This is a genomic window from Streptomyces sp. NPDC030296 (assembly GCF_055572815.1).
In genome coordinates this window covers 45,991-66,584 of the sequence record NZ_JBVICQ010000010.1, presented here as the reverse complement: position 1 = coordinate 66,584, position 20,594 = coordinate 45,991, and the positions used below count along the sequence as shown (strand labels likewise).

Annotated in this window: 18 protein-coding genes and 1 pseudogene; 9 read left to right on the top strand and 10 right to left on the bottom strand. The window is 73.3% G+C overall.

Features of this window, described 5'->3' with window-relative positions; all coding sequences use genetic code 11:
* Positions 1 to 51 precede the first annotated feature (51 nt).
* Positions 52 to 1,881, top strand: a complete 1,830-nt coding sequence (locus ACZ4Z3_RS27610) for a hypothetical protein (RefSeq protein WP_468503808.1) — start codon at positions 52 to 54, stop codon at positions 1,879 to 1,881.
* Positions 1,882 to 1,949: 68 nt separating this feature from the next.
* Here ACZ4Z3_RS27610 and ACZ4Z3_RS27605 read toward each other — a convergent pair whose 3' ends face one another.
* Positions 1,950 to 2,612 (bottom strand): nucleoside/nucleotide kinase family protein, encoded by a 663-nt coding sequence (locus tag ACZ4Z3_RS27605; protein WP_468503541.1) that lies wholly within the window; start codon positions 2,610 to 2,612, stop codon positions 1,950 to 1,952.
* Between the two features lie 88 nt (positions 2,613 to 2,700).
* Between ACZ4Z3_RS27605 and ACZ4Z3_RS27600 the strand changes: the two genes are divergently transcribed.
* From ACZ4Z3_RS27600 to ACZ4Z3_RS27590, 3 genes are read left to right on the top strand one after another with little or no spacing between them, the layout of a single operon-like run.
* Positions 2,701 to 3,585, top strand: coding sequence for an ANTAR domain-containing protein (locus tag ACZ4Z3_RS27600; RefSeq protein WP_468503540.1), 885 nt, complete (start codon positions 2,701 to 2,703; stop codon positions 3,583 to 3,585).
* Between the two features lie 54 nt (positions 3,586 to 3,639).
* A complete protein-coding gene (locus ACZ4Z3_RS27595; RefSeq protein ID WP_468503539.1) occupies positions 3,640 to 4,398 on the top strand; it encodes an HAD family hydrolase in 759 nt (252 codons plus the stop codon).
* Positions 4,395 to 6,755, top strand: coding sequence for a glycoside hydrolase family 65 protein (locus tag ACZ4Z3_RS27590; protein ID WP_468503538.1), 2,361 nt, complete (start codon positions 4,395 to 4,397; stop codon positions 6,753 to 6,755). Before ACZ4Z3_RS27595 ends, ACZ4Z3_RS27590 begins: the two co-directional genes overlap by 4 nt.
* 4 nt (positions 6,756 to 6,759) lie before the next feature.
* Here ACZ4Z3_RS27590 and ACZ4Z3_RS27585 read toward each other — a convergent pair whose 3' ends face one another.
* From ACZ4Z3_RS27585 to ACZ4Z3_RS27565, 5 genes are all read right to left on the bottom strand, one after another.
* Positions 6,760 to 7,926 carry a serine hydrolase domain-containing protein gene (locus ACZ4Z3_RS27585; protein WP_468503537.1) on the bottom strand — a complete coding sequence of 389 codons (1,167 nt, stop codon included), beginning with the start codon at positions 7,924 to 7,926 and terminating at the stop codon, positions 6,760 to 6,762.
* 131 nt (positions 7,927 to 8,057) lie between these two features.
* The gene (locus ACZ4Z3_RS27580) at positions 8,058 to 9,380 is read right to left on the bottom strand and encodes a CAP domain-containing protein (protein ID WP_468503536.1); all 1,323 of its coding nucleotides are present in this window, start codon (positions 9,378 to 9,380) and stop codon (positions 8,058 to 8,060) included.
* Positions 9,381 to 9,420: 40 nt separating this feature from the next.
* Positions 9,421 to 9,738: a DUF1232 domain-containing protein gene (locus ACZ4Z3_RS27575; protein WP_055522162.1), complete on the bottom strand. Its 318-nt coding sequence runs from the start codon at positions 9,736 to 9,738 to the stop codon at positions 9,421 to 9,423.
* Between the two features lie 90 nt (positions 9,739 to 9,828).
* A complete protein-coding gene (locus ACZ4Z3_RS27570; RefSeq protein WP_468503535.1) occupies positions 9,829 to 10,212 on the bottom strand; it encodes a hypothetical protein in 384 nt (127 codons plus the stop codon).
* 268 nt (positions 10,213 to 10,480) lie between these two features.
* The gene (locus ACZ4Z3_RS27565) at positions 10,481 to 11,404 is read right to left on the bottom strand and encodes a MurR/RpiR family transcriptional regulator (protein WP_055522164.1); all 924 of its coding nucleotides are present in this window, start codon (positions 11,402 to 11,404) and stop codon (positions 10,481 to 10,483) included.
* Between the two features lie 219 nt (positions 11,405 to 11,623).
* Here ACZ4Z3_RS27565 and ACZ4Z3_RS27560 point away from each other — a divergent pair, with 219 nt between their 5' ends.
* Both ACZ4Z3_RS27560 and ACZ4Z3_RS27555 read left to right on the top strand, forming a co-directional pair.
* Positions 11,624 to 12,007 (top strand): hypothetical protein, encoded by a 384-nt coding sequence (locus ACZ4Z3_RS27560; protein ID WP_107467551.1) that lies wholly within the window; start codon positions 11,624 to 11,626, stop codon positions 12,005 to 12,007.
* Positions 12,007 to 12,837 carry a DUF1206 domain-containing protein gene (locus tag ACZ4Z3_RS27555; RefSeq protein WP_468503534.1) on the top strand — a complete coding sequence of 277 codons (831 nt, stop codon included), beginning with the start codon at positions 12,007 to 12,009 and terminating at the stop codon, positions 12,835 to 12,837. The genes ACZ4Z3_RS27560 and ACZ4Z3_RS27555 overlap by 1 nt, the downstream gene beginning before the upstream one ends.
* Before the next feature lie 35 nt (positions 12,838 to 12,872).
* Here ACZ4Z3_RS27555 and ACZ4Z3_RS27550 read toward each other — a convergent pair.
* Together ACZ4Z3_RS27550 and ACZ4Z3_RS27545 are read right to left on the bottom strand one after the other, a co-directional pair.
* Positions 12,873 to 13,208 (bottom strand): annotated as a pseudogene (locus ACZ4Z3_RS27550) (cholesterol oxidase substrate-binding domain-containing protein); the annotation flags it as partial.
* On the bottom strand, positions 13,163 to 13,318 hold the full coding sequence (locus ACZ4Z3_RS27545) for a hypothetical protein (RefSeq protein WP_468503533.1): 156 nt from the start codon (positions 13,316 to 13,318) through the stop codon (positions 13,163 to 13,165). The gene ACZ4Z3_RS27545 and the pseudogene ACZ4Z3_RS27550, both read right to left, overlap by 46 nt.
* A gap of 294 nt (positions 13,319 to 13,612) precedes the next feature.
* On the opposite strand from ACZ4Z3_RS27545, the gene ACZ4Z3_RS27540 reads away from it, so the two are divergent.
* Positions 13,613 to 14,113 (top strand): DUF6328 family protein, encoded by a 501-nt coding sequence (locus ACZ4Z3_RS27540; protein ID WP_468503532.1) that lies wholly within the window; start codon positions 13,613 to 13,615, stop codon positions 14,111 to 14,113.
* 65 nt (positions 14,114 to 14,178) lie between these two features.
* A complete protein-coding gene (locus tag ACZ4Z3_RS27535) occupies positions 14,179 to 17,382 on the top strand; it encodes an amidohydrolase family protein (protein WP_468503531.1) in 3,204 nt (1,067 codons plus the stop codon).
* Between the two features lie 80 nt (positions 17,383 to 17,462).
* Here the strand turns inward: ACZ4Z3_RS27535 and ACZ4Z3_RS27530 are convergent, their stop codons facing one another.
* Entirely contained in the window at positions 17,463 to 18,446 is a 984-nt protein-coding gene (locus tag ACZ4Z3_RS27530) for a pyridoxal-phosphate dependent enzyme (RefSeq protein ID WP_468503807.1), read from the bottom strand.
* A 212-nt stretch (positions 18,447 to 18,658) separates the two neighbouring features.
* On the opposite strand from ACZ4Z3_RS27530, the gene ACZ4Z3_RS27525 reads away from it, so the two are divergent.
* Positions 18,659 to 18,952 (top strand): DUF4291 family protein, encoded by a 294-nt coding sequence (locus ACZ4Z3_RS27525; protein WP_468503530.1) that lies wholly within the window; start codon positions 18,659 to 18,661, stop codon positions 18,950 to 18,952.
* A gap of 79 nt (positions 18,953 to 19,031) precedes the next feature.
* On the opposite strand, the gene ACZ4Z3_RS27520 is transcribed toward ACZ4Z3_RS27525, so the two are convergent.
* The gene (locus ACZ4Z3_RS27520; RefSeq protein ID WP_468503529.1) at positions 19,032 to 20,300 is read right to left on the bottom strand and encodes a DUF418 domain-containing protein; all 1,269 of its coding nucleotides are present in this window, start codon (positions 20,298 to 20,300) and stop codon (positions 19,032 to 19,034) included.
* Positions 20,301 to 20,594: the final 294 nt, after the last annotated feature.

Below are 20,594 nucleotides of genomic sequence, written 5' to 3'. Positions count from 1 at the left end.
CCGCCATGGCCACCTCCGGTACGAAGGGCTGATCCACCCGTGCGTCCACCCGTGCACCTCCCGCGCCAGCTCGGCTCGCTGCACGACCTCCCGGACTCCCCCGAGGCCTACGACGAGGTCCTCGCCGACGTCACCGAGCAGGCCCTCGCCCGGCTCACGCCCGAGGGCAACCTCGAACACCCCGACTGCGACGACGACATCGGCGACACCTCCCTCGGCATCACCTCCCTGCTGGCGCTCGCCTGGCAGCGCACCAAGGACCCCCGGCTCCCCGAGGCCGTCCGCCGCAGCACGGACTTCCACCTGCGCGAGCGCGTCCACACCGACGACAACCCCGGCTACCCCAACCTGAGGGTCAGGGGCTCCGGCCTCCCCTACGCCCGGTACGTCCTGGAGGCGGGCGCCCACCCCATCGGCGACTGGCCGAGCACGGTGTGGTCGCTGCTCCAGGCCGTCAACCTGCTCGACCTCGCCGACGGCCTCCTCGACGACGAGCGGACCGCCGCCCTGCGCGACATGGCCCGCGGCCACTGGCGCTGGCTGACCGAGGCGACCTTCTTCAACCCGCAGGAGGCCGGCAACCAGGCCATCGGCTGCGTCGTCGGCGGCCTGATGCTCGCCCGGCACCTGCCCCCCGAGGAGGGCGAGCGGGTCCGGGAGCGGGCGATCGCCCTGTACACCGACGAGATCCGCGCCCACCGGGTCCGCGACCGGGGCGCGCTCCTGCCGCCGGAGCACGGCGGCGCCTACGACAACAACTACGGTCCGATCTCCCTGTCCTTCCTCGCCCAGGCCCACCGGGTGAGCGGCGCGGAGATCTTCGCCGAGGACGGCGAGGCCCTCGCCCGCTACCTCGACGCCCGCCTCACCACCGGCGGCTTCGACTTCGGCGGCCCCCGCTACAGCGAGCAGCACTCCGGCTTCGAGTCCGTGCTCGGCCTGCGCTACTTCGGCCACCGCGTCGGCGCCGACCTCGGCCGCTACCGGGGTGACACCAGCTGGGGCCGGTACGCGGTCAAGCCGGACGGCGGGGTCGACGGCCACTTCGCATGGATGCTGGTCTGGCAGATCCAGGACACCACCCCCTGGCACCGCACACCGTCCACGCAACCCGTCCGGCACCAGCTGCGGGCGGGCGGCGTCTCGGTCGCCTTCGACTCGCGGATGACCCCGTCACTGATCGAGGCCGACGGGACGTACCTCCTGCCGGCCGCCGTCAACCGCCAGCACGGCTTCGGCCCGGTCGTCGACGGCTTCCTGCTGTGCCGCCCCATGGGCGAGGTCCGCGTCCGCGACGTACGGGCGGGCGCACTGGCCGCCAAGCTCGTCACCAAGCCCGTCGTCACCCGCGACCACGTCCTGCGGCACGTGCGGTCCCTGTACGTCACCGACGGCACCCGGCTGTGGACCACGGTCGCCGTCGAACGCCTCCCCGGCGAGCCGTACCTCCTCGCGGGCCTGCCGTACGTGTCGGACGACGGCGACAGGCTGCGCCGTATCGCCGAGGCCGAGGTCGCCTCCGCGGGCGACCTGCGTCTGACCCACCCGACCGCCGAGGGCCCGGAGTACTTCGACGCCCGCGCCGACACCACCCAGGAGCAGGCCGCCTTCACCCTCGCCGCCGACCCGCGCGGGTACGGCAGCCCCGACGAGGGCTGGTCCCACCTGGTGGCGTCCACGGCCGTCGAGGCGACCCCCGTACCGGGCGGCCCGGACGACCTGCACGTCTTCGCGGTCCGCTACGGACCCGGCGACACCTTCCGGGCGTCCTTCGCCCACACCCCGGACGGCCTCACGGTCCGCACGGACGCGTTCACCGCCGTCATCGGCGACCCGGCGGGCGACGAACACGGCGAACCGCTGCTCACCCTGCGCGGCTGAGCACGCCCCGAACGCGGGGGCGACCCGCCGGTACCTGACCCCGGCGGGCCGCCCTCGTCCCGCCCCTCTCAGCGCACCGCCGCGCCGGACGCCGGCATCGCAGCGGGCGGAACCACCAGGTCCGCCCGCTCCCGTGTCGCCGCCACCAGGTCGGCGTTGCGCTGGTCCGTGCCCAGCGCCCACGCGACCGCCTCGTCGTGCCCCTTGCCGAACTCCTCGTGCCGGGCGACGAGGCGCCGTACGCGTTCGGTCTCGTCGAGCGCGCAGAACCAGACCTCGTCCAGCCGGGCCCGTACGCGGGCCCAGGCCCCCTCCTCCAGCAGCAGGTAGTTCCCCTCCGTCACCACCAGACGGGCGGCGGGCGGCACGGGGATCGCCCCGGCCAGCGGCTGCTCCAGCGTCCGCTCGAAGCCCGGCGCGTACACCAGGTCCTGCTCGTCGTCCCGCAGCCGCCGCAGCAGGGCCGCGTACCCGGCCGCGTCGAACGTGTCCGGCGCGCCCTTGCGGTCCCGGCGGCCCAGGCGGTCCAGCTCCACATCGGCGAGGTGGAAGCCGTCCATCGGTACATGGGCGACCCAGGGCTCCCCGTCGCCGTTGAGCGCCCCGGTCAGTCGCTCGGCGAGGGTGGTCTTGCCGGCTCCCGGACCGCCGGTGATGCCCAGGAGGGCCCGGCGGCCGGGGCGGACGAGTGAGGCGGCCCGCTCCAGCAGGTCGTCGAAGGTCAGGGACATGCGGACGACGGTAGACCAATTCGGATTGTCCCGGTCCGGACGGGGCAGGCGAGCGATGCTGTTGGCGAGCGTGACAGGGGAGTGGAAGGTGACCGTGGAGGAGGAGCGCGAGCCGGGGTCGGTGGGCGACGTCGAGGCGATGCGGGAGGAAGTGGCGCGGCTGCGGGCGGAGGTCCGGCAACTGCGCACCAGGATGGCGAGCCGCCCCCTGATCGCCCAGGCCCAGGGCATGCTGCGGGAACGCTACGCGCTGCCCGACGGGGAGACCGCGTTCGCCCTGCTCCAGCGCGCCTCGCAGCAGTACAACGTCAAGCTGCGCACCCTCGCCGAGGCCGCCGTGAGCGCGCCGAGACCCGAGGGGCGCGGCACCCTGTGGTTCCCCGGCCGGGCCCGGCGCGCGGAGCCCTCCCTCACCTTCACGGAGGGAGGCGACCGCCGTACCGGACGCGGCAACCGGAGCGAGGTGCTGACCGCCGTGCTCAGCCAGACCCTCGCGGTCGTCGGCACCGACATGGGCAACGTCCAGATCGCCGACCGCGCCGAGCGCGGACTGCGCATCGAACGGCACACGGGCCTCACCGACGACTTCGTCGACTTCTTCGCGTTCGTCGGCGAGGAGGGCACCTCCTGCGCGCTGGCCGCCCGCGACATCACCCAGGTGACCGTCCGGGACGTGGCGACGCACCCGGTGTTCACCGAGGACGCCCGGCAGGCGATCCTCCTGGCGGGCAGCCGCGCCTGCCACAGCGTGCCCCTGACCGCCGCGTCCGGGCTCTGCGTGGGCATGGTCTCGGCCCATCTCGAACGCCCCCTCCAGGAACTGACCCGTGCTCAGCTCAAGGCCCTGACCGTGGTCGGTGACGAGGCCGGCGCATGGCTCGCCTGGTACGACCGCACCGTCGTCCTGGACGCCCTGGAACACCTCCACGCCCTCGGCCGCGCCCACAGCGGCAGCCGCGTTCGGCGCCGCTGACGAAATCCGCGATCTTCGCCCACTGACTCCCGCCGCACGGGGCACCCCCCTTCCATGACAGAGACCACCGAACCGACGGACCTGGGCCTTCCCCGGCACGTCCGGGCCTGCCTCTTCGACCTCGACGGCGTCATCACCCGGACCGCCGTGGTGCACGCCGCCGCCTGGAAGCAGGCGTTCGACGAGTTCCTGCGCCGCCACGACGGCGACTCCTTCCGCCCCTTCGACCGCGGCAAGGACTACGACGAGTACGTGGACGGCCGCCCCCGCGCCGACGGCGTCCGCACCTTCCTGGCTTCCCGCGGCATCCAGCTGCCCGAGGGCGGTCCCGACGACCCGCCGGACGCGGCCACCGTGCACGGCCTCGGCAACCGCAAGAACGACCTGCTCCTCCACCTCATCCGCACCGACGGCGTCGAGGCCTACGACGGCACCCTGCGCTACGTCGAGCAGGCCCGCGCCCGGGGGCTGCTGACCGCGGTCGTCTCCTCCAGCGCCAACTGCCGTGACGTCCTGCGCTCCATCGGCGCCGAGCACCTCTTCGACGTGCGGATCGACGGCGTGGTCGCCGCCGAGCGCGGCCTGCCCGGCAAGCCGGCCCCGGACACCTTCCTCGCCGCCGCCCGCGACCTCGGGGTCCAACCCGCCGACGCCGCCGTCTTCGAGGACGCCCTCGCCGGCATGGACGCCGGACGGGCGGGCCACTTCGGGCACGTCGTCGGCATCGACCGCGTCGGCCAGGCGGACGCCCTGCGCGCCCACGGCGCCGACGTCGTCGTACCGGACCTGACGGAACTGGGGGACTGGGCGTGATCACCCACCGCTCGTACGGCGTCGCACCCTGGGCCCTGCGCGAACGGCACCTCGACCTCGACCTCCTGCCGCAGAGCGAATCGGTGTTCGCTCTGTCCAACGGCCACATCGGCTGGCGCGGCAACCTCGACGAGGGCGAACCCCACGGCCTGCCGGGCAGCTACCTCAACGGCGTCCACGAGACGCACCCGCTGCCGTACGCGGAGGCCGGCTACGGCTACCCGGAGTCCGGGCAGACCGTCATCGACGTCACCAACGGCAAGATCATCCGTCTGCTCGTCGACGACGAGCCCTTCGACCTGCGCTACGGCCGCCTCCACTCCCACGAACGCGTCCTCGACCTGCGTGAGGGCGTGCTGCGGCGCACCTGCGAGTGGACCTCCCCGGCCGGGACGACCGTCCGCGTCCGCTCCACCCGCCTCGTCTCCCTCACCCAGCGGGCGATCGCCGCCGTCGCCTACGAGGTCGAGGCCGTGGACGGCCAGGCCCGCGTCGTCGTCCAGTCGGAGCTGGTGGCCAACGAGCAACTCCCCGAACGCGACGGCGATCCCCGGGCCGCCGTCGCCCTGGAGTCACCGCTGGAACCCGAGGAGCACTTCGCGGACGGGCCCCGGCTGAGGCTCGTCCACCGCACCCGGCGCACCGGACTGCGGGTCGGCGCCGCCGCCGACCACCTCGTCACCGCTCCCGGTTCCGTCAGCACCAGCGGCGAGAGCCGGGACGACGTGGCCCGCCTCACCGCGACGACCGTCCTGGAGCCCGGCCAGACCTTGCGCGTGGAGAAGCTCGTCGCCCACGGCTGGTCCGGCACCCGCTCGCTGCCCGCCGTCGCGGACCAGGTCGACGCCGCGCTGTCCGCCGCCGCGCACGGCGGCTGGCAGGGCCTCGTCGACGAACAGCGCGCCTACCTGGACGACTTCTGGGCCCGTGCGGACGTCGAGGTCGACGGCGACGAGGAGATCCAGCAGGCCGTGCGGTTCGCCCTGTTCCACGTCCTCCAGGCGGGCGCCCGCGCCGAACAGCGGGCCCTGCCCGCCAAGGGCCTCACCGGCTCCGGATACGACGGGCACGCCTTCTGGGACACCGAGACCTTCGTACTGCCCCTGCTCACCTACACCGCGCCCGGCGCGGTCACCGAGGCCTTGCGCTGGCGGCAGAACACCCTTCCCGCCGCCCGCGACCGGGCCGCCCAACTGGGCCTCGAGGGGGCCGCGTTCCCGTGGCGGACCATCGACGGCTCGGAGGGCTCCGCGTACTGGCCCGCCGGTACGGCCGCGTTCCACGTCAACGCCGACATCGCCGACGCCGTGGTCCGCCACACCCTCGTCACCGGCGACACCGACTTCGAACGCGACACCGGCCTCGAACTCCTCGTGGAGACGGCCCGGCTGTGGCGCTCCCTCGGCCACCACGACCCCCACGGCGCGTTCCACATCGACGGGGTGACCGGCCCGGACGAGTACAGCGCCGTGGTCGACGACAACACGTACACCAACCTCATGGCCCGCGCGAACCTCCTGGCCGCCGCGGACGCCGCGGAACGCCACCCCGAGCGGGCCGACCGGCTCGGCGTGGACGACGAGGAGAGTGCCGCCTGGCGGGACGCCGCCCACGCCATGCACATCCCCTACGACCCGGAACTGGGCGTCCACGAGCAGCACGCCGGGTTCACCCGCCACCAGCGCTGGGACTTCCGCGGCACCCGCGCCGACCAGTACCCGCTGATGCTGCACTTCCCGTACTTCGACCTCTACCGCAAACAGGTCGTCAAACAGGCCGACCTGGTCCTCGCCCTGTACAAGTGCGGGGACCGCTTCGACGAGGAGCAGGTGGCCCGCGACTTCGCCTACTACGAGCCGCTGACGGTCCGCGACTCCTCCCTCTCCGCCTGCTGCCAGGCGGTGATCGCCGCCCAGGTCGGCCATCTCGACCTGGCCTACGACTATCTGACCGAGGCGGCGATGATGGATCTGCGGGACCTGGAGAACAACACCCGCGACGGACTGCACATCGCCTCCCTCGCCGGTACCTGGACGGCGCTCGTCGCGGGCTTCGGCGGCATGCGCCACCAGGGGCCGGTCGTCGACTTCGCGCCCCGGCTCCCCGAGCGGCTGAGCAGGCTCGCCTTCAGCCTCGGACTGCGGGACACCTGCCTGCGCGTCGAGATCAAACCCCGCCATGCCACGTACGAGCTGGTCGGCGGTGACTCCCTGACCATCCGCCACCACGGCGAGCCGGTCACCCTCGACGGGGAGAAACCCCGGCGGCTGGACATCCCGGCAGCACGACCGGCCGGTCCGCCACCGGACCAGCCGCCGCACCGGCGCCCCGGCCGGCACGGGAGGCGCGGAGCCTGAGGGGTCAGCCGCAGAACGCGGCCTCCAGTGTGCGGTTCATGGTGGTGTACACCGTCCCGTTGTTGGAGGTGTTGGCGAACGACGTCAGGCTGCGCTTGCCGTTCTTCGAGGTGAACGCCCAGGTGTAGTAGCCCTGCACGGTGCCGGTGTGCCCGTACACCGAGCCGCACGACAGATCACGCCGGCGCAGCCCCAGCCCGTACGCCTGCGTGCTGTTCACCGGCGTCCACTTCAGCATCTGCTTCAGCTGGGCGGCGGAGGTCAGCTCGCCCCGCATCAGCGAGGAGAGGAACGTGTTCAGGTCCTTGCCGCTGGACACCAGGGCCCCCGCGCTCTGCGCCCAGGACACGGTCTGCAGGGTCGAGTCGATCTTCCGGCCGGAGGAGTCGGCGGTCATGTAACCGCGGGAGTACCGGCCGGGGATCGTGTTCTTCGGATGGACGTAGTACGTGTCGGCCAGCTTCAGCGGCTTGATGATCCGGTCCTGGTACGCCGTCGCCACCGGCTTCTTGGTGAGCTTCTCGATGAGCATGCCCGCCACGACGAAGTTGGCGTTCGAGTACGAGTAGACCGCGCCCGGCTTGTTGGTGAGGGGCTTCGCGAGCGACAGGTCCATCAGCTGACGGTAGGTGTAGACGCGGTTGCGGACGTTCTCGAACCCCTGCACCGACTGGGCGAAGAGGGTGTTGGCGTAGTCGTACAGACCGCTACGGTGACTGAGCACATGACGCACGGTGATCCGCCTGTCGGGCAACAGCCCCGGCAGATAGGTGTTCACCGAGGTGTCGAGCTTCAGCTTGCCCTCGTCGACCAGCTGCAGCAGCACCACCGCCGTGAAGGTCTTGGTGACGCTGCCGACGCGGATCAGGTCCCCGGTGCCGATGGCCCGCCCGGTGCCCCGGTCGGCGACACCCTCCGCCAGATGGATGGCCTTGCCGTTGTCGTCGACCCGCGCGAACGCCCCCGGCGCTCCTTGCGACAGGGCCGTACGCAGCGCCTTGCGCAGCTCCGCCTGGTCCGGGGCGGCCAGGGGGGCCGTGACCGCGGTGACGTCCGGGCCCGCGGCGTCGGGCGCTGGGGGTGGGGTGGCCGCCTGCGCGGGGACCGTCAGCAGGGACAACACGACCGCGCCCAGGGCAGCCGCGCCGGCGCCCACCGTTCTCGAAACCATCTGATTCGTCTCCCGTTGCCTTCTGTCCATCGACAGGGTGCATTGGAGACGAGTGATCACGGAGAGTCAAGTAGCTGACTGGGGTGCCGAGTTGAGCGACTCGAAAGAAGGAAAGGCACGGAGGTTCGGTTTCAACCGCCGAACAGCTGGGTCCAGTAGGTTCCCGCGCCGCCGCCCCCGGTGAATCCCACACCCATATGGGTGAAGTCGGGCTTCAGGATGTTCGCGCGGTGGCCCGGGCTGTTCATCCAGCCCTCCACCACCTCGGCGGCGGAACGCTGCCCGCAGGCGATGTTCTCCCCGATCGTCCGCCGGGTGGATCCGGCCGCCGCCGCGCGGTCCCAGGGTTCACCGCCGTCGGGGGAGGTGTGCGCGTAGAACGCCCGCGCCACCATGTCGTCGCAGTGCGCCTGCGCCGCGACGGTGAGCAGCGGGTCGAAGGCGAGCGGGCGCAGCCCGGCCGCGGTCCGCCGGGCGTTGGTGAGGGCGATGACCTCGTCCGCCGTTCGCCGCAGTCCTTCGGCGGAGAAGGGCCGGGCCCACAGCGCGGTCCAGTAGACGGTGCCCGTGCGCGGGTCGGTCGCCCGCCCGAGCCCGGCCTCGCTGCACGCGGGCTCGCAGAGGGTGCGCCGGGCCTGCGGGTCGGACAGGCAGTAGTCGACGAACTCGGCCGGGGTGCGGGGACCGGACACCAGGTGCTCGCCGACGGTCAGATAGCGGTAGCCCCCGGCGGTGACCCGCTGATGGACGGAGAGCCCGTCGGCCCCCTCCGAGTCGAGCCGCCCCTGCGCCGCCATCGCGACGGCATGCGCCCCGGCCGCACTCGTGAGGTACGGACTCAGGGACACGGCGGGGGAACCGGCGGAGGCCCGGGCGGAGTTCACGAGCCGCAGGAAGCCGTCAGGGGAGGGCGCCTGCGGGGGTGTGGGTGCGGCGGGGACGGGCGCCTGCTTGGCCGTGGGAGCGGTGGTCGCGTCCTCCTCGATGTCCACGCCGAAGTCCCGCGCCACGCCCGCGAGTCCGTCCGCGTACCCCTGCCCCAGGGCCCGCAGCTTCCAGCCCGGCCCCCGGCGGTACAGCTCCGCCAGCAGCAGGACCGTCTCCCGCCGGGGGCGCGGCGGGGTGAAGCGGGCGAGGACGCGGCCGTCGGCGCCGGTGACGAGCAGGGTCGGGGCGGGGAGGTCACCGAGGGGTGTGCCCGGTTCGGCCGGGCTGATCACGACGGTGAGGCGGGTCGCTCCGGCGCGCAGCCGGGGCGGATCCACCGTCAGGGTCCCCCCGGCGAGGCGGGCGCCCGGCGCCGCCGACTGGTTGTAGAAGACGAAGTCGGCGTCGGCGCCCACCCTGCCCGTGTCGTCGGTGACGAGGGCGGAGACGTCGAAGGGGCCGGGCACCCTGATCGTCAGGGTGCCGTGCGGCAGGGGCACATTGCCCCCGGGTACCAGCTCGCTCATCGGGGCCGTCCGTCGCAGTGACCGTCAGCCCGACAACGTCTCATCCCCGCAGGGCGGTTCCCGTGCCGTCACCGCGCTCGGCGGCCAGGGCGTCCTGCCGTCCGGAGCGCATCGACTTCAGTGCCAGCAGCAGGACGCCGATGTCGTCGAGGTACACCGGGTCGGGCAGCACGTCCGTCGGGAGGACGAGATAGAGGACAGCGCCCCAGAAGATCCACTTGGGGCCGGTGGGGAGCCCGGCCCGCTGGAGGTCGCGCCGGGTGCGCACCAGGCGCAGGAGCAGCCACACGGCCACGCCGAGGACGGCGGCCGCCGCCACCACGATCGCGACGATCACACCCCAGGTCCAGGAGTCCATCGGTCCCGCCCCTCGCTCGTCCGTACCTCTACCCGTACCTTCTCATCGTGTTCCCGGCACGGGCGCCGCCTATCGCGTACGTCGCACGTGTCAGTGCGAGGCGCGGGCGTGGTTGTGGTCCACGAGGGCCTGGCTGACCGCCCGGATGGAGCGTGCGATGTGGCTCAGCTGCATGACCTCGGCGGCGTACATCTTGATCGTGTGCTCGATGACCGACTCGGACATCCCGAGGCCGGGCAGCTCGGCGCGGGCGGTCTGCAGGGCCGTGCGGGCGACCCGGATCTCGTGCTGGACCTGGATCTGGGCGTGCCGGGCGAGCAGGACGGGGTGCCGCAGCATCGCCGGGTAGCTGCCGTAACGCGCCGGCACCAGCTCGCGCAACCACTTGGCCGCAGACCGCTCCCAGTCGTAGCTACCGGGTGTCTTGACCTGGCACGGCCAGTCCGTGCGGATCGGCGAGGAGGTGAGGGCCATGTTCAACGCTCCGGTCTTGCATCGACGCGAAAAGAAGTCCTGCGGGTGGAGTCTGGGCGGCCCCGGTCTAGGGGATGGCCGGGGCCGCCGCACCCGGGGCGCCGTGGCGGGTAGGAGCGGACGGTCCCGGGTGGACGACGCGTCCCGTAGTCCCACCGGGCCGCGATCCGGGAGCAGTATTTATATATACCGATGAGTTTGCAAGGGCATGAAAAAATTCATGCCGGGAAAGTTCTGAATAATCCCGTGCTCCCGGGATGTGGGGGACTCAGTCCCTGAGGAAGAACTGATGCTGCTCGGAGACCTGCTCGTACGCCTCCAGCCGGGCCTGGGTCCGTTCCGGGTCGGCGTCCGTCATGGCCTGCAGGAGAGCCGAGGACATCATCACCGGGGCGGCGTAGGAGTCGAACACCAGGCGTGAGCCGGTGCCGGTGGCGAAGACGGCGTCGGCCTCGTCGGCCAGCGGCCCGAGCCCCAGGTCGGTCACGAGGGCCACCTTCAGCCCGGCCGTGCGCGCGACCCGCAGCGCGGTGAGCGTCTCCTGCGCGTGCCGGGGCATGGAGAACGCCAGCAGCCAGGTGCCGCCCGCCTCACGGGACTGCAGCAGCGCGTCGTAGGCGACCGTGCCGCCCTTGGTCACGAGCCGGACGTCGGGGTGAATACGGCGGGCGGCGTAGGCGAAGTACTCGGCGAGGGCGCCGGAGATCCGCAGTCCGAGGACGGTCAGCGGGGTCGAGCGGGACAGGGCGCGGCCCACCTCGATCACCTGGTCCGGGTCCGCGAAGTCGCGCCGGAGGTTCTCCAGGTTCTCGATCTCGGCGTCCACGGCGGCCTGGAGCTCGTTGCTGCGGTCCGGCGCGGGGGTGCCCGGCGCGCTGCCGAGGGTGGCGAGCGCGATGGCCTGGAGCCGCTCCCGCAGCGCGGGGTAGCCGCTGAAGCCGACGGCGGCGGCGAACCGGGTCACCGAGGGCTGGCTGACCCCGACGCGGTCCGCGAGGTCCGTGATCGACAGGAACGCGGCCTCGGTGATGTGCTCGATCAGGTACTGGGCGATGCGGCGCTGACCGGGGGAGAGGCGGGGCCCGTCGAACAGCTCCCTGAGCCGGGCCGTGGGCGACGGCTCGGTCTCCTCGGCGGTCCGCCCGGACGTGATCGCTGATGCCTGCGCACGTGCCTGCTGCGGCGATGGCACCCGCGCGCCTCCTTCGTCTCCCACGACCACTCAACATAGCCCACGGTCAGCGCGGTCACGGGCGCGTCCCGGCACGCGAGCGAACCGCTCGGGGCAGGGCGGCCGGTGCGCGTGCGAACGACTTCGGCACGGCAGCCGCCGCGCGACCTGCGGGACCCCCGTTTCGGGCCCACCATGGGGGTACACGCAACCCTGTCGTCCACACCAGGGAGAAGGCTCGTGACTCTGCCCCGTCTGCCCGTGTCACAGGTCGAGGTCGTGCTCTGCGACTGCTCCGCACAGGACGCCGAGCGCGTCTTCGCGTGCCTGTGCGCCCATTTCGAGTCGGACCGGCGTCCCGAGGACCCGCCGCACGAGACCGCGGGCGGCCGACCCACCATGTGGACCGGCACCTACGACACGGCGGCCGTCCCCTCCGGCGCCGAGGAACCTCCCGCACGGCTGTCCGGCCCCGTCACCGTCGACGTGCAGGGCAGTCCGCCCGCCGTCCGGACACTGCGGGCGGCCCTGGAGGAGAGCTACTCGGTGCGTCAGGTGGGTGTGGACGCCGGTGACCAGGAAGTGAGCCTGCAACTGCGGCTCGAAGGGCGACAGGAGAGCTGATGACGGCAGTGGGGGTGGGCAGCGGGCACGCGGCCCGCGGTTCCGTGACGGAGGGCGCCGCCCGGGCCGGGCTCACGGCGCGCGGCGTGATCTACCTGCTCGTCGGGGCGCTCGCCCTGCAGATCGCCTTCGGTGAGGGCGGGCGGCAGGCGGACCGGCAGGGCGCGCTGGAGGAGATATCGGAGAAGCCGCTGGGGTCGGTCCTGCTGTGGGCCCTCGGTATCGGCGTGGTCGGCATGGCCCTGTGGCGGCTGTCGGAGGCGGTGTTCGGCGCGGCGGGCCCGGACGGCCGCAAGTGGACCAAGCGGCTCGCCTCGGCCGCCCGGTTCGTCTTCTACACCTTCGTCGCCTACTCGGTGCTGACCTTCGCGGCCGGCTCGGGCGGCGGGAGCGGCGGGGGAGGGGGCTCCAGCGACGAGCAGTCCAAGGACGTGACGGCCCGCGCCCTGGAACTCCCCGCCGGCCAGTGGCTGGTGGGCGCGGCCGGGGTCGGTGTGATCGTCGCGGGGGTCTGGATCGCCGTACGGGCCCTGATGCGCTCGTACCACAAGCACCTGCGGCTCGGTGAGATGTCGCGCCGCACCCGCCGTGCCGTCGACGTCACCGGGGTGGGCGGCGGGCTCGCACGGGGCCTGGTCTTCGCCGCGGCGGGCGTCTTCGCCGTCCGCGCCGCCATCGACTACGAGCCGGACAAGGCCAAGGGCCTCGACGACACCCTGCGCTCCTTCGCCGACACACCCGCCGGCCCCGTGCTCCTCGCCTGCGTCGCGGCGGGCCTCGTCCTCTTCGGGCTGTTCTCGTTCGCGATGGCGCGCTGGCGCCGGGTCTGAGATTCGCTCACGCGAACAACCGGCCGCTCGGGCCGGTCGGCGCGCGGCCGCAGTGCCGACAGCAGCGGGGCCCGGGCGCCGGCCCCCCCGACGTCCGCCGCGTCGTCGAGGCCGGTCACCCGGATCTCGACCGAGCCGTTCACGGGGAAGCCGCCGCGCTCCGCGTACGCGGCTCCCGGCAGAAGGACGTGAACTCCGCGACCACACGCTGCAACCGGGTCCGCGAGGTCAGCGGCACCGTCCGACCGGTCCCCTCGGTCACGGTCAGCGGCGACCAGCCGGGGGTGAGGCCCCGCGGGCGGATCCTCCAGCCGTGCCGACGGGCTCAGTCGACCACCGCCACCGCCTGCTCCCCGTCGGCGGGCGCGCACGCCCACAGGCCGGACGCGGTGATCTCGCCGACCCAGTCGCGGTAGGCGGAGCGGTACAGCTCCACGTCCTCGGGGAAGCCGGGCAGCTCGGCCGCCGCCGAGACCGGCACCTGCGGACGAACTGCGGCGTCAGCGCGAATGCGGCGCCGCCGAGGAGGAACCGCGGCGCGACCACGGTGCGGACCATGGCGCGGGCCATGGCGCGGGCCGCTCGGGCTCGGGTGGGAGGGCGTCGGCCGGCTTGTCGGTGGTCACCTGATCACGCTAGGCGGGAGGGGCGCACATACGACCGATCGGTTCAGTGGATGCACTCGTGCGAGTGAAGCGGTGGTTCTTCCCGCTTGTCGGAGCCGGGCGGGGCGCCATCCAGGAAGGGGGGACACCGACCGAGCCTGGAGGACGCCGTGCCCGGCACCGACAACGGATACGCCACTCCCGAGCGGGGCCGCGACGAGACGGCGGACGAGCGCGCCGACCGCCGCTGGGGCGAACTCATCCAGGAGGTCCGGGTCGCCCAGACCGGCGTGCAGATCCTCTTCGGTTTCCTGCTCACCGTCGTGTTCACCCCCCGCTACGCACAGCTGGAACAGACCGAGCAGACCATCTACATCGTGACCGTCGTCCTCGGCGCCGCCGCCACCGGCGCCCTCATCGGCCCCGTCTCCTTCCACCGGATCGTCGCCGGCCGCCGCATCAAACCGGCCGCCGTGCTGTGGGCGGCCCGACTGACCGTGGTCGGCCTGATCCTGCTGCTCGCCACGACGACCGCCGCACTGCTGCTGATCCTGCGCGTGGCCACCGACGACGGCTATGTGCCCTGGCTGGTGGCGTGTGTGCTCGTCTGGTACCTGCTGTGCTGGTTCGCGCTGCCGGCCTGGATCCGCCGCCGTCATTCCGGCGGGTGACATCCGTGACTGGCGCGAATGGTGGTGTTGCCGCTGGGGCGCGTGGTGCGCCAGCGTGACATGTCATGGACCCTGACCACAGCAGCCCCAGCCCGTCCCTGACTCGCCGTCAACTCCTCGCCGCGGGCGGCGCCGCAGCGGTCCTCGGCGCCGCCGCCACGACGACCCCGGCCGAGGCCCGTGACCGCGCGGCGGCCGCCGCCACCGCCCTCACCTTCACCCGGGCCACCAACGGCTCGGCCACCCTCGCACCCGGCGGAGACACTCTGATCGCCGAGGTCCAGAGCGGGCTGTGGTCCCTGCCCCGAGCCGGCGGCAAGGCGGTCCCCCTCACCCCGGCGGGACTGGAACCCAACCGGCCCACGTACTCCCCGGACGGCTCCCTCGTCGCATTCTGCGCCTACCGGGACGGCGGCTTCCACCTGTGGACCATGCGCCCCGACGGCTCCGGCCTGCGGCAGCGCACCGACGGCCCCTGGGACGACCGGGGCCCGGCCTGGTCGCCCGACGGCACCCGGATCGCCTTCGGCTCCGAACGCGGCGGCGACCCCGTCACGGGCAGCCCGTACCGGATCCACGTCCTGGACCTGGCCACGGGGGACATCACCCGCGTCACCGGTCTCCCCGGCCAGGACGGCCCCCTCCAGGACGGCGCGTGGGAGGACTTCGACCCCACCTGGTCACCCGACGGCCGCCGCCTGCTGTTCGTCCGGGCCAGGGTCGTCACCTCCGCCGCGGGCACCGGCGTCGAGTCCCGGACCGTCGCCGCCGTGGCCGCCGACGGCACCGGCCCGGTCACCGTCGAGCACACCGAGACCGAGGCCGCGCAGGTCATGACGCCCGCCCTCGCCCCCGACGGCCGCCGCCTCGCCTACCTGCGCACCACCGCCTCACCGGGCGGCTCGTGCACCCTCGTCGTCGACGGCGAGCCGGTCCACGCCGGCGGCGACATCGCTCCCGTGCCGCCGCGCTGGACGCCCGACGGGGCCCTGCTGATCACCCTGGAAGGACAGTTCACCCTGCTGCGCCCCGACCACCCCGACGAGCCCGACACCATCCCCTTCGAGGGTGTCCTCCCCGTCGACCGGCCACGCTACCGGGTCAAGGAGTACGACCTCGGGGAGGCCCGGGTCCGGCCCGTGCGCGGCATCCACCTGCCCGCACTGTCGCCCGACGGGCGGAGCGTCGCGTTCGCCGCCCTCAACGCGCTCTGGCTGGCCGGCACCTCGGGCGGACGCCCCCCGAAGCGGCTGCGGACGTCCCCGCCGACCCGCTACCTCCTCGCGCCCTCCTGGTCCCGTGACGGGCGCTCCCTCGTCTACGCCGACGACCGCGACGGCCTGCTCGGCGTGTACCGGCACGATCTCGCCACCGGCGAGGAGACCGCCCTCGCGACCGGCGGCCGCGTCATGCCCGCCCTCTCACCCGACGGGCGCCGGCTGGCCTGCCTCGACCTGACCGGACGCCTCGTCGTCCGCGACCTCGCCAGCGGCGAGGAACGCGTCCTGGCCACCCCCCTCGGCGGTGGCGGGCTGCCCGGCAGGCCGTCCTGGTCGCCCGACGGCAGGTACCTCGCCCTGTGCGACCGCAACCGTCTCGGCGCCCGATTCAGGGAGGGCTACAACCTCATCCGCGTCGTCGACACCACGACCGGCGCCGACCGGCTGCACGCCGTCGCCCCGCATGCCTCCGTCGCCGACCGCTACGACTCCGGGCCCGTCTGGTCGCCCGACGGCCGCTGGATGGCCGTGATCGTCGAGTCCGCGCTGTGCCTGCTGCCCGTCGCCCCCGACGGCACGCCGCGCGGCGAACTCCGCACCCTCACCACCGAACCCGCCGACCATCCCACCTGGTCCGGCGACTCCAGGACCCTCCTGCACCTGTCAGGCACCCGGCTCCGCCTCCTCGACATCGCCGACGGCCGCACCCGCACCGTCCACGTGCCCCTCGACCGCTCCCGGACCACCCCCGCCGACACCGTCGTCCACGCCGGGCGGCTCTGGGACGGCACCGGCGACACCGTCCGCGAGGACGTCGACATCGTCGTCCGCGGCGGCCGCGTCACCGCCGTGGAACCCCACCGGGCCGGCCGCCGGGCCGCCCTCCGCCGGATCGACGCCTCCACGCACACCGTGCTCCCCGGCCTGTGGGACACCCACACCCACCCCTGGCACAGCACCTACGGCAGCCGCCAGGCCACAGGGCAGCTCACCTACGGCGTCACCACCGCCGTCTCCCTCGGCGGCTTCGCCTACGAACAGGTCCGCATCCGCGAGGAGGTCGCCGCGGGCCGCCTCGCCGGGCCCCGGCTGCTCACCACCGGGGAACTCCTCGACGGGTCGCGCGTCGCGTACAGCATGGGACGCGCCCACCGGACCAGGGCGGGCCTGAGGCGCTCGCTGGAGCGGGGCGCCGCGCTCGACTGGGACTTCGTCAAGACCTACGTCCGGGCGCCCGGCTGGGTGATGAGCGAGGCGGCGCGCTTCGCCCACGAACGGCTCGGCGTGCGCACCGGAAGCCATCTGCTGTCCCCCGGCGTCCAGCTCGGCCAGGACCTCACCACCCATCTCCAGGCCACCCAGCGCGCCGAGTTCGGGCACGCCATCACCACCACCGGGCGCGCCCACCAGGACGTGGAGGAGGTCTACAGCGCCCACGGCGTCGGCTTCTCCCTCATCGCCACGCCCTTCACCGCCGCCCCGCTCCTCGGCGCGGACCCCGCCCTCGCCGACGACCCGCGGGTCACCGTCGTGATGCCCCCGTGGGACGCCCTCTCCGTACGGCTGTCCGCGAGCACCCCGCCGACGCCCGCCCAACTGGCCGCGCTGCGCACCGAGACCGACGTGTACCGGCGGATACTCGCAGCCGGCGGCCTGGTGGCCCTCGGCACCGACCAGCCGCTCGGCCCCGTCGGTCTCTTCCTCCACCTCGCGCTGCGCGCCCTGCACGCCGTGGGCCTCAGCCCCGCCGAGACCCTGCGCACGGCGACCGTCATGCCGGCCCGGCTGTTCGGTCTCGACGACCACCTCGGCACCGTCGAACCGGGCAGGCTCGCCGATCTGACCGTCGTCGACGGCGACCCCTTCACCGACTTCGACAGCCTCGTGCGGACGGTGGGTGTCCTCCGCGGCGGCACCCACTACACCACCGAGGACCTGGTGGCCGCGTACCGGCCGACCGCACGCCGGGCGAGGGCCGCCGAGAGCGAGGAGCACTGGCTGGAGGTGGGCCGACTGATGCGCAGGGACGGTTGCTGCGACGCCCACTGAGCGACCACGGTGACGGACACGCAGCCTGGCCTTCGCCGCCCCCGACCGGATCCCGTTGACGGACACGGCGACGGTCGGTGTCACAACCCGAAGCGCCGCGTCCACTCCGTGATGTCCGCCGGGGTCGTGTTGCCGCCGCACACCACCAGGCCGAGCCGGGCCCCTTCGCCGACCCGTTCCGCGACCCGCCGGGCGGCGGGCAGCAGACAGCCGGCGGCGGGTTCCGCCCACACCTTGGCGTGCTCGGCCAGGTCGAGGACACCGCGGACCGCCTCCGCGTCCGGCACCACCAGGACGTCCTCGACGAGCGCGGACACATGGTCGTAGGTGAGGCGGGAGGCGGAGGGCGCGCTGAGCGTGGTGACGATCGAGGACAGGTCGACGGTGACGGGACCGCCCGCCGCCAGGGCCTCGCTCATGCAGGTGGCACCCTCGGTCTCCACGCCCCAGACACGCACCTCCGGCCGCAGCGCTTTGAACGCGGTGGCGACACCGGAGATCAGACCGCCGCCACCGATGCTGACGAGCACGTCCGTCACCTCCCCGGCGTCCCGCGCGGCGCCGGCGGCCCCGGCGTCCTCGGCGAACTCCAGGCCGACGGTGCCCTGACCTGCGATCACCACCTCGTCGTCGAACGGGTGGACGAGGGTGAGGCCCTCGGCCCGCAACCGCTCCGTGAGCGCGAACGCCTCCGCCATGCCGTCGGTGAGCCGCAACGAGGCGCCGGACGCCTCGACGAGGTCGGTGGAGCGCTTGGGCGCGGTCCGGGACATCACCACGGTCGCCTTGATGTGCAGGGCCGCCGCCATGTGGGCCAGGGCGATGCCGTGGTTGCCACCGCTCACCGCGACCACGCCGGCGGCCCGCTCCGCCTCGGTCAGCGACAGCAGCTTCGCGGTGGCGCCGCGGGCCTTGAAGGAGCCGGTGCGCTGCAACAGCTCCAGCTTGGCGGTGACCGGCACGCCGAGGAACGCGCTGAGCCCCGGGCTCCGCACCGTCGGTGTCCGCACGACGTGATCCGCGATCCGCTCGGCCGCCGCCCGGATCTCGGAGATCCCGATCAACTCACCCACCCCGCTCCACGAAGCCGTCGCCACGCCGGCCGGGCCGACGTACTTCCCCGACCTTGATCCAGAATGGCGCCGTGGTCAAGCGGCGTCGGGCACCGGTCCGTGAGCTGACAGTGGATCAGTAGGGCGGGGGCGGGGGCGGGCGTCGCGCCAAGGCCGGGGGAGGCCGCCGTGTCGTTCGGGGCGAGGAAACTCCTTCGCGGCGCGTGCGCACCGGATGGCAGGGTGCGGCGCATGGCATCCCAGTACCAGGTCCGCGCGGACCACGACGCCGAGCCGCGCTGAACCACTACAGCATCCAGGTCGGCATCGGCCGCGATCTGATCCGCACCTTCACCGACGACTGGATCGTGAGCCGCGCCGACCTCACCCCCCGGGTCCGCAAGGCGGCGGCACTGACCCGAACCGGCCATACCGCCCAGGCTCAGCGGCTGCTTCCCGCGGAGCGGGCGTATCCGCTCCCCCAGGAGCTGGCGAGCCTCCTGTCGCCGGGCGCATGACACGACCAGCGACCTCGGCGAAGGGCGGCCGCGTCGAAGGCCGGGGTGGGACGTGGAGGCGTCCCACCCCGGCCGGGTCTCAGCGGATGTGCCGCGCCGGTTTGGTGGCGGCGTTGAGCAGGTACTCCAGGGGGCCTCGGCGGAAGAAGCGGGACCAGACGGCGGCGAACACGGTGGCTCCGAGGATGAACATGAGCAGGGGCAGCCAGGACGTCTGGGTGCCGGTCCCGGCGGGCACGGACAGCGCTGACTGGGCGAGGAAGTGGCCGACGTAGGCGGTCAGGGACATGGTGCCGACAGCGATGACCGGTTTGGCCAGGCGGCGCAGCCGCGGCAGCCGGTCCATCGCCACCGTCGCGCCGACGATCACGAGGATCGCGACGCCCACGCTGCCGACGATGTCGAACGTGGTGCCGCTGTGCGGACCGGCGGTGAGCAGCATCGACGCCGGCATATCGGGGAACGAGCCGCCGCCAGAAGGCATCGAAGCGCTGTCGAGTGGCATCGAACCGGAGCCGCTGGACGAGGATCCGTCCTCCGCGAGGCTCCGCAACGCTCCCGGGCCGGCCAGCAGCAGGGACATGCCGTAGGCGGCCGCGGTGAGGGCGGCACCGAACACGGCCAGGCGCCGCTGGACCGTGCCGGAGGACAGGTCGAGGCGGCCCAGTGCCATGCCCGCGATCACGAACGACATCCACGTGAGCGCCGGGTAGAAGCCCGTGAGCAGCAGATCGAGGACGCCGACCTCACTGAGCCGGCGGAGCGGGTCGTAGGAGTTGATGCCCTCCTGGACCGAGGGAGTCAGCAGCGAGGTCAGGAAGAACGCCAGTTGTGGCGTGACCAGGGCGAACGCGGCCGCGATGATGGCGAGGGCCTTGGCGCTCAGTCGCACCAGGGGCAGGGCGAGGAGGAAGTAGACACCGTAGAAGCCGAGGATGATCACGCCCCCGTACTCCATGGCCATGACGGTGCCCAGGGCCAGCAGGACCACGGCGCGGATCGCGATGCGGGCCTTCGCCTGCCGGCCGGCCAGGCCGGTCTTGGGCCGGCGGCGGCCGGCGAGCAGCATCAGTGAGAACCCGGCGAGGGTGGCGAAGAGGACCGAGGAGTGGCCGTCCGCCATGTACCGGATCCAGCTGGCGGGGCCGTGCGTGGCGGACAGCGGGGGGCCGATGTGCACGATGTACATGCCGAACACCGCCAGCGCTCGGGCCAGGTCCACCCCGACGAGGCGTCCCATCGAGGGGCTGTCCGGGGCAGGTACGGCGGACTCGGGGGAGGGCCGGTGCTGCGGAGGTGCGTCCTCCGGCTGAACCGGCGTCTCCTGTGGTGGCTGTGTTCGTGTCATACGGAGACCGTCGCGTGGCGCCCGGCGGGCAGACCATCCGGCAGGCTTCGGGACCGGCCCTGCCGGTCGGCGGGTATCACCCTGCCGACCGGCGGAGCCTCCCGGCGGCCCGCGGTACGGCCACGGCGGTCCGCGTACGCCTGGCCCTCTCCGGTGCCGCGCTCGCCGTCGCCGGCTACGGTCCTGGACACCGGGCGAGTGACGGTCCAGCCCTTCTACGTCCTGCTCGGCTTCATCGCGTCCGTGACGGTCCTCGCCACCCTCTGGTCCCGTTTCTTCCAGCGGGGGCCGCTG

Coding starts and splice junctions, on each gene's coding strand:
- ACZ4Z3_RS27605 (WP_468503541.1), bottom strand. CDS start 2,612: ATGTCCCTGACCTTCGACGACCTGCTGGAGCGGGCCGCCTCACTCGTC.
- ACZ4Z3_RS27595 (WP_468503539.1), top strand. CDS start 3,640: ATGACAGAGACCACCGAACCGACGGACCTGGGCCTTCCCCGGCACGTC.
- ACZ4Z3_RS27585 (WP_468503537.1), bottom strand. CDS start 7,926: ATGGTTTCGAGAACGGTGGGCGCCGGCGCGGCTGCCCTGGGCGCGGTC.
- ACZ4Z3_RS27580 (WP_468503536.1), bottom strand. CDS start 9,380: ATGAGCGAGCTGGTACCCGGGGGCAATGTGCCCCTGCCGCACGGCACC.
- ACZ4Z3_RS27575 (WP_055522162.1), bottom strand. CDS start 9,738: ATGGACTCCTGGACCTGGGGTGTGATCGTCGCGATCGTGGTGGCGGCG.
- ACZ4Z3_RS27570 (WP_468503535.1), bottom strand. CDS start 10,212: ATGGCCCTCACCTCCTCGCCGATCCGCACGGACTGGCCGTGCCAGGTC.
- ACZ4Z3_RS27555 (WP_468503534.1), top strand. CDS start 12,007: ATGACGGCAGTGGGGGTGGGCAGCGGGCACGCGGCCCGCGGTTCCGTG.
- ACZ4Z3_RS27535 (WP_468503531.1), top strand. CDS start 14,179: ATGGACCCTGACCACAGCAGCCCCAGCCCGTCCCTGACTCGCCGTCAA.
- ACZ4Z3_RS27520 (WP_468503529.1), bottom strand. CDS start 20,300: ATGACACGAACACAGCCACCACAGGAGACGCCGGTTCAGCCGGAGGAC.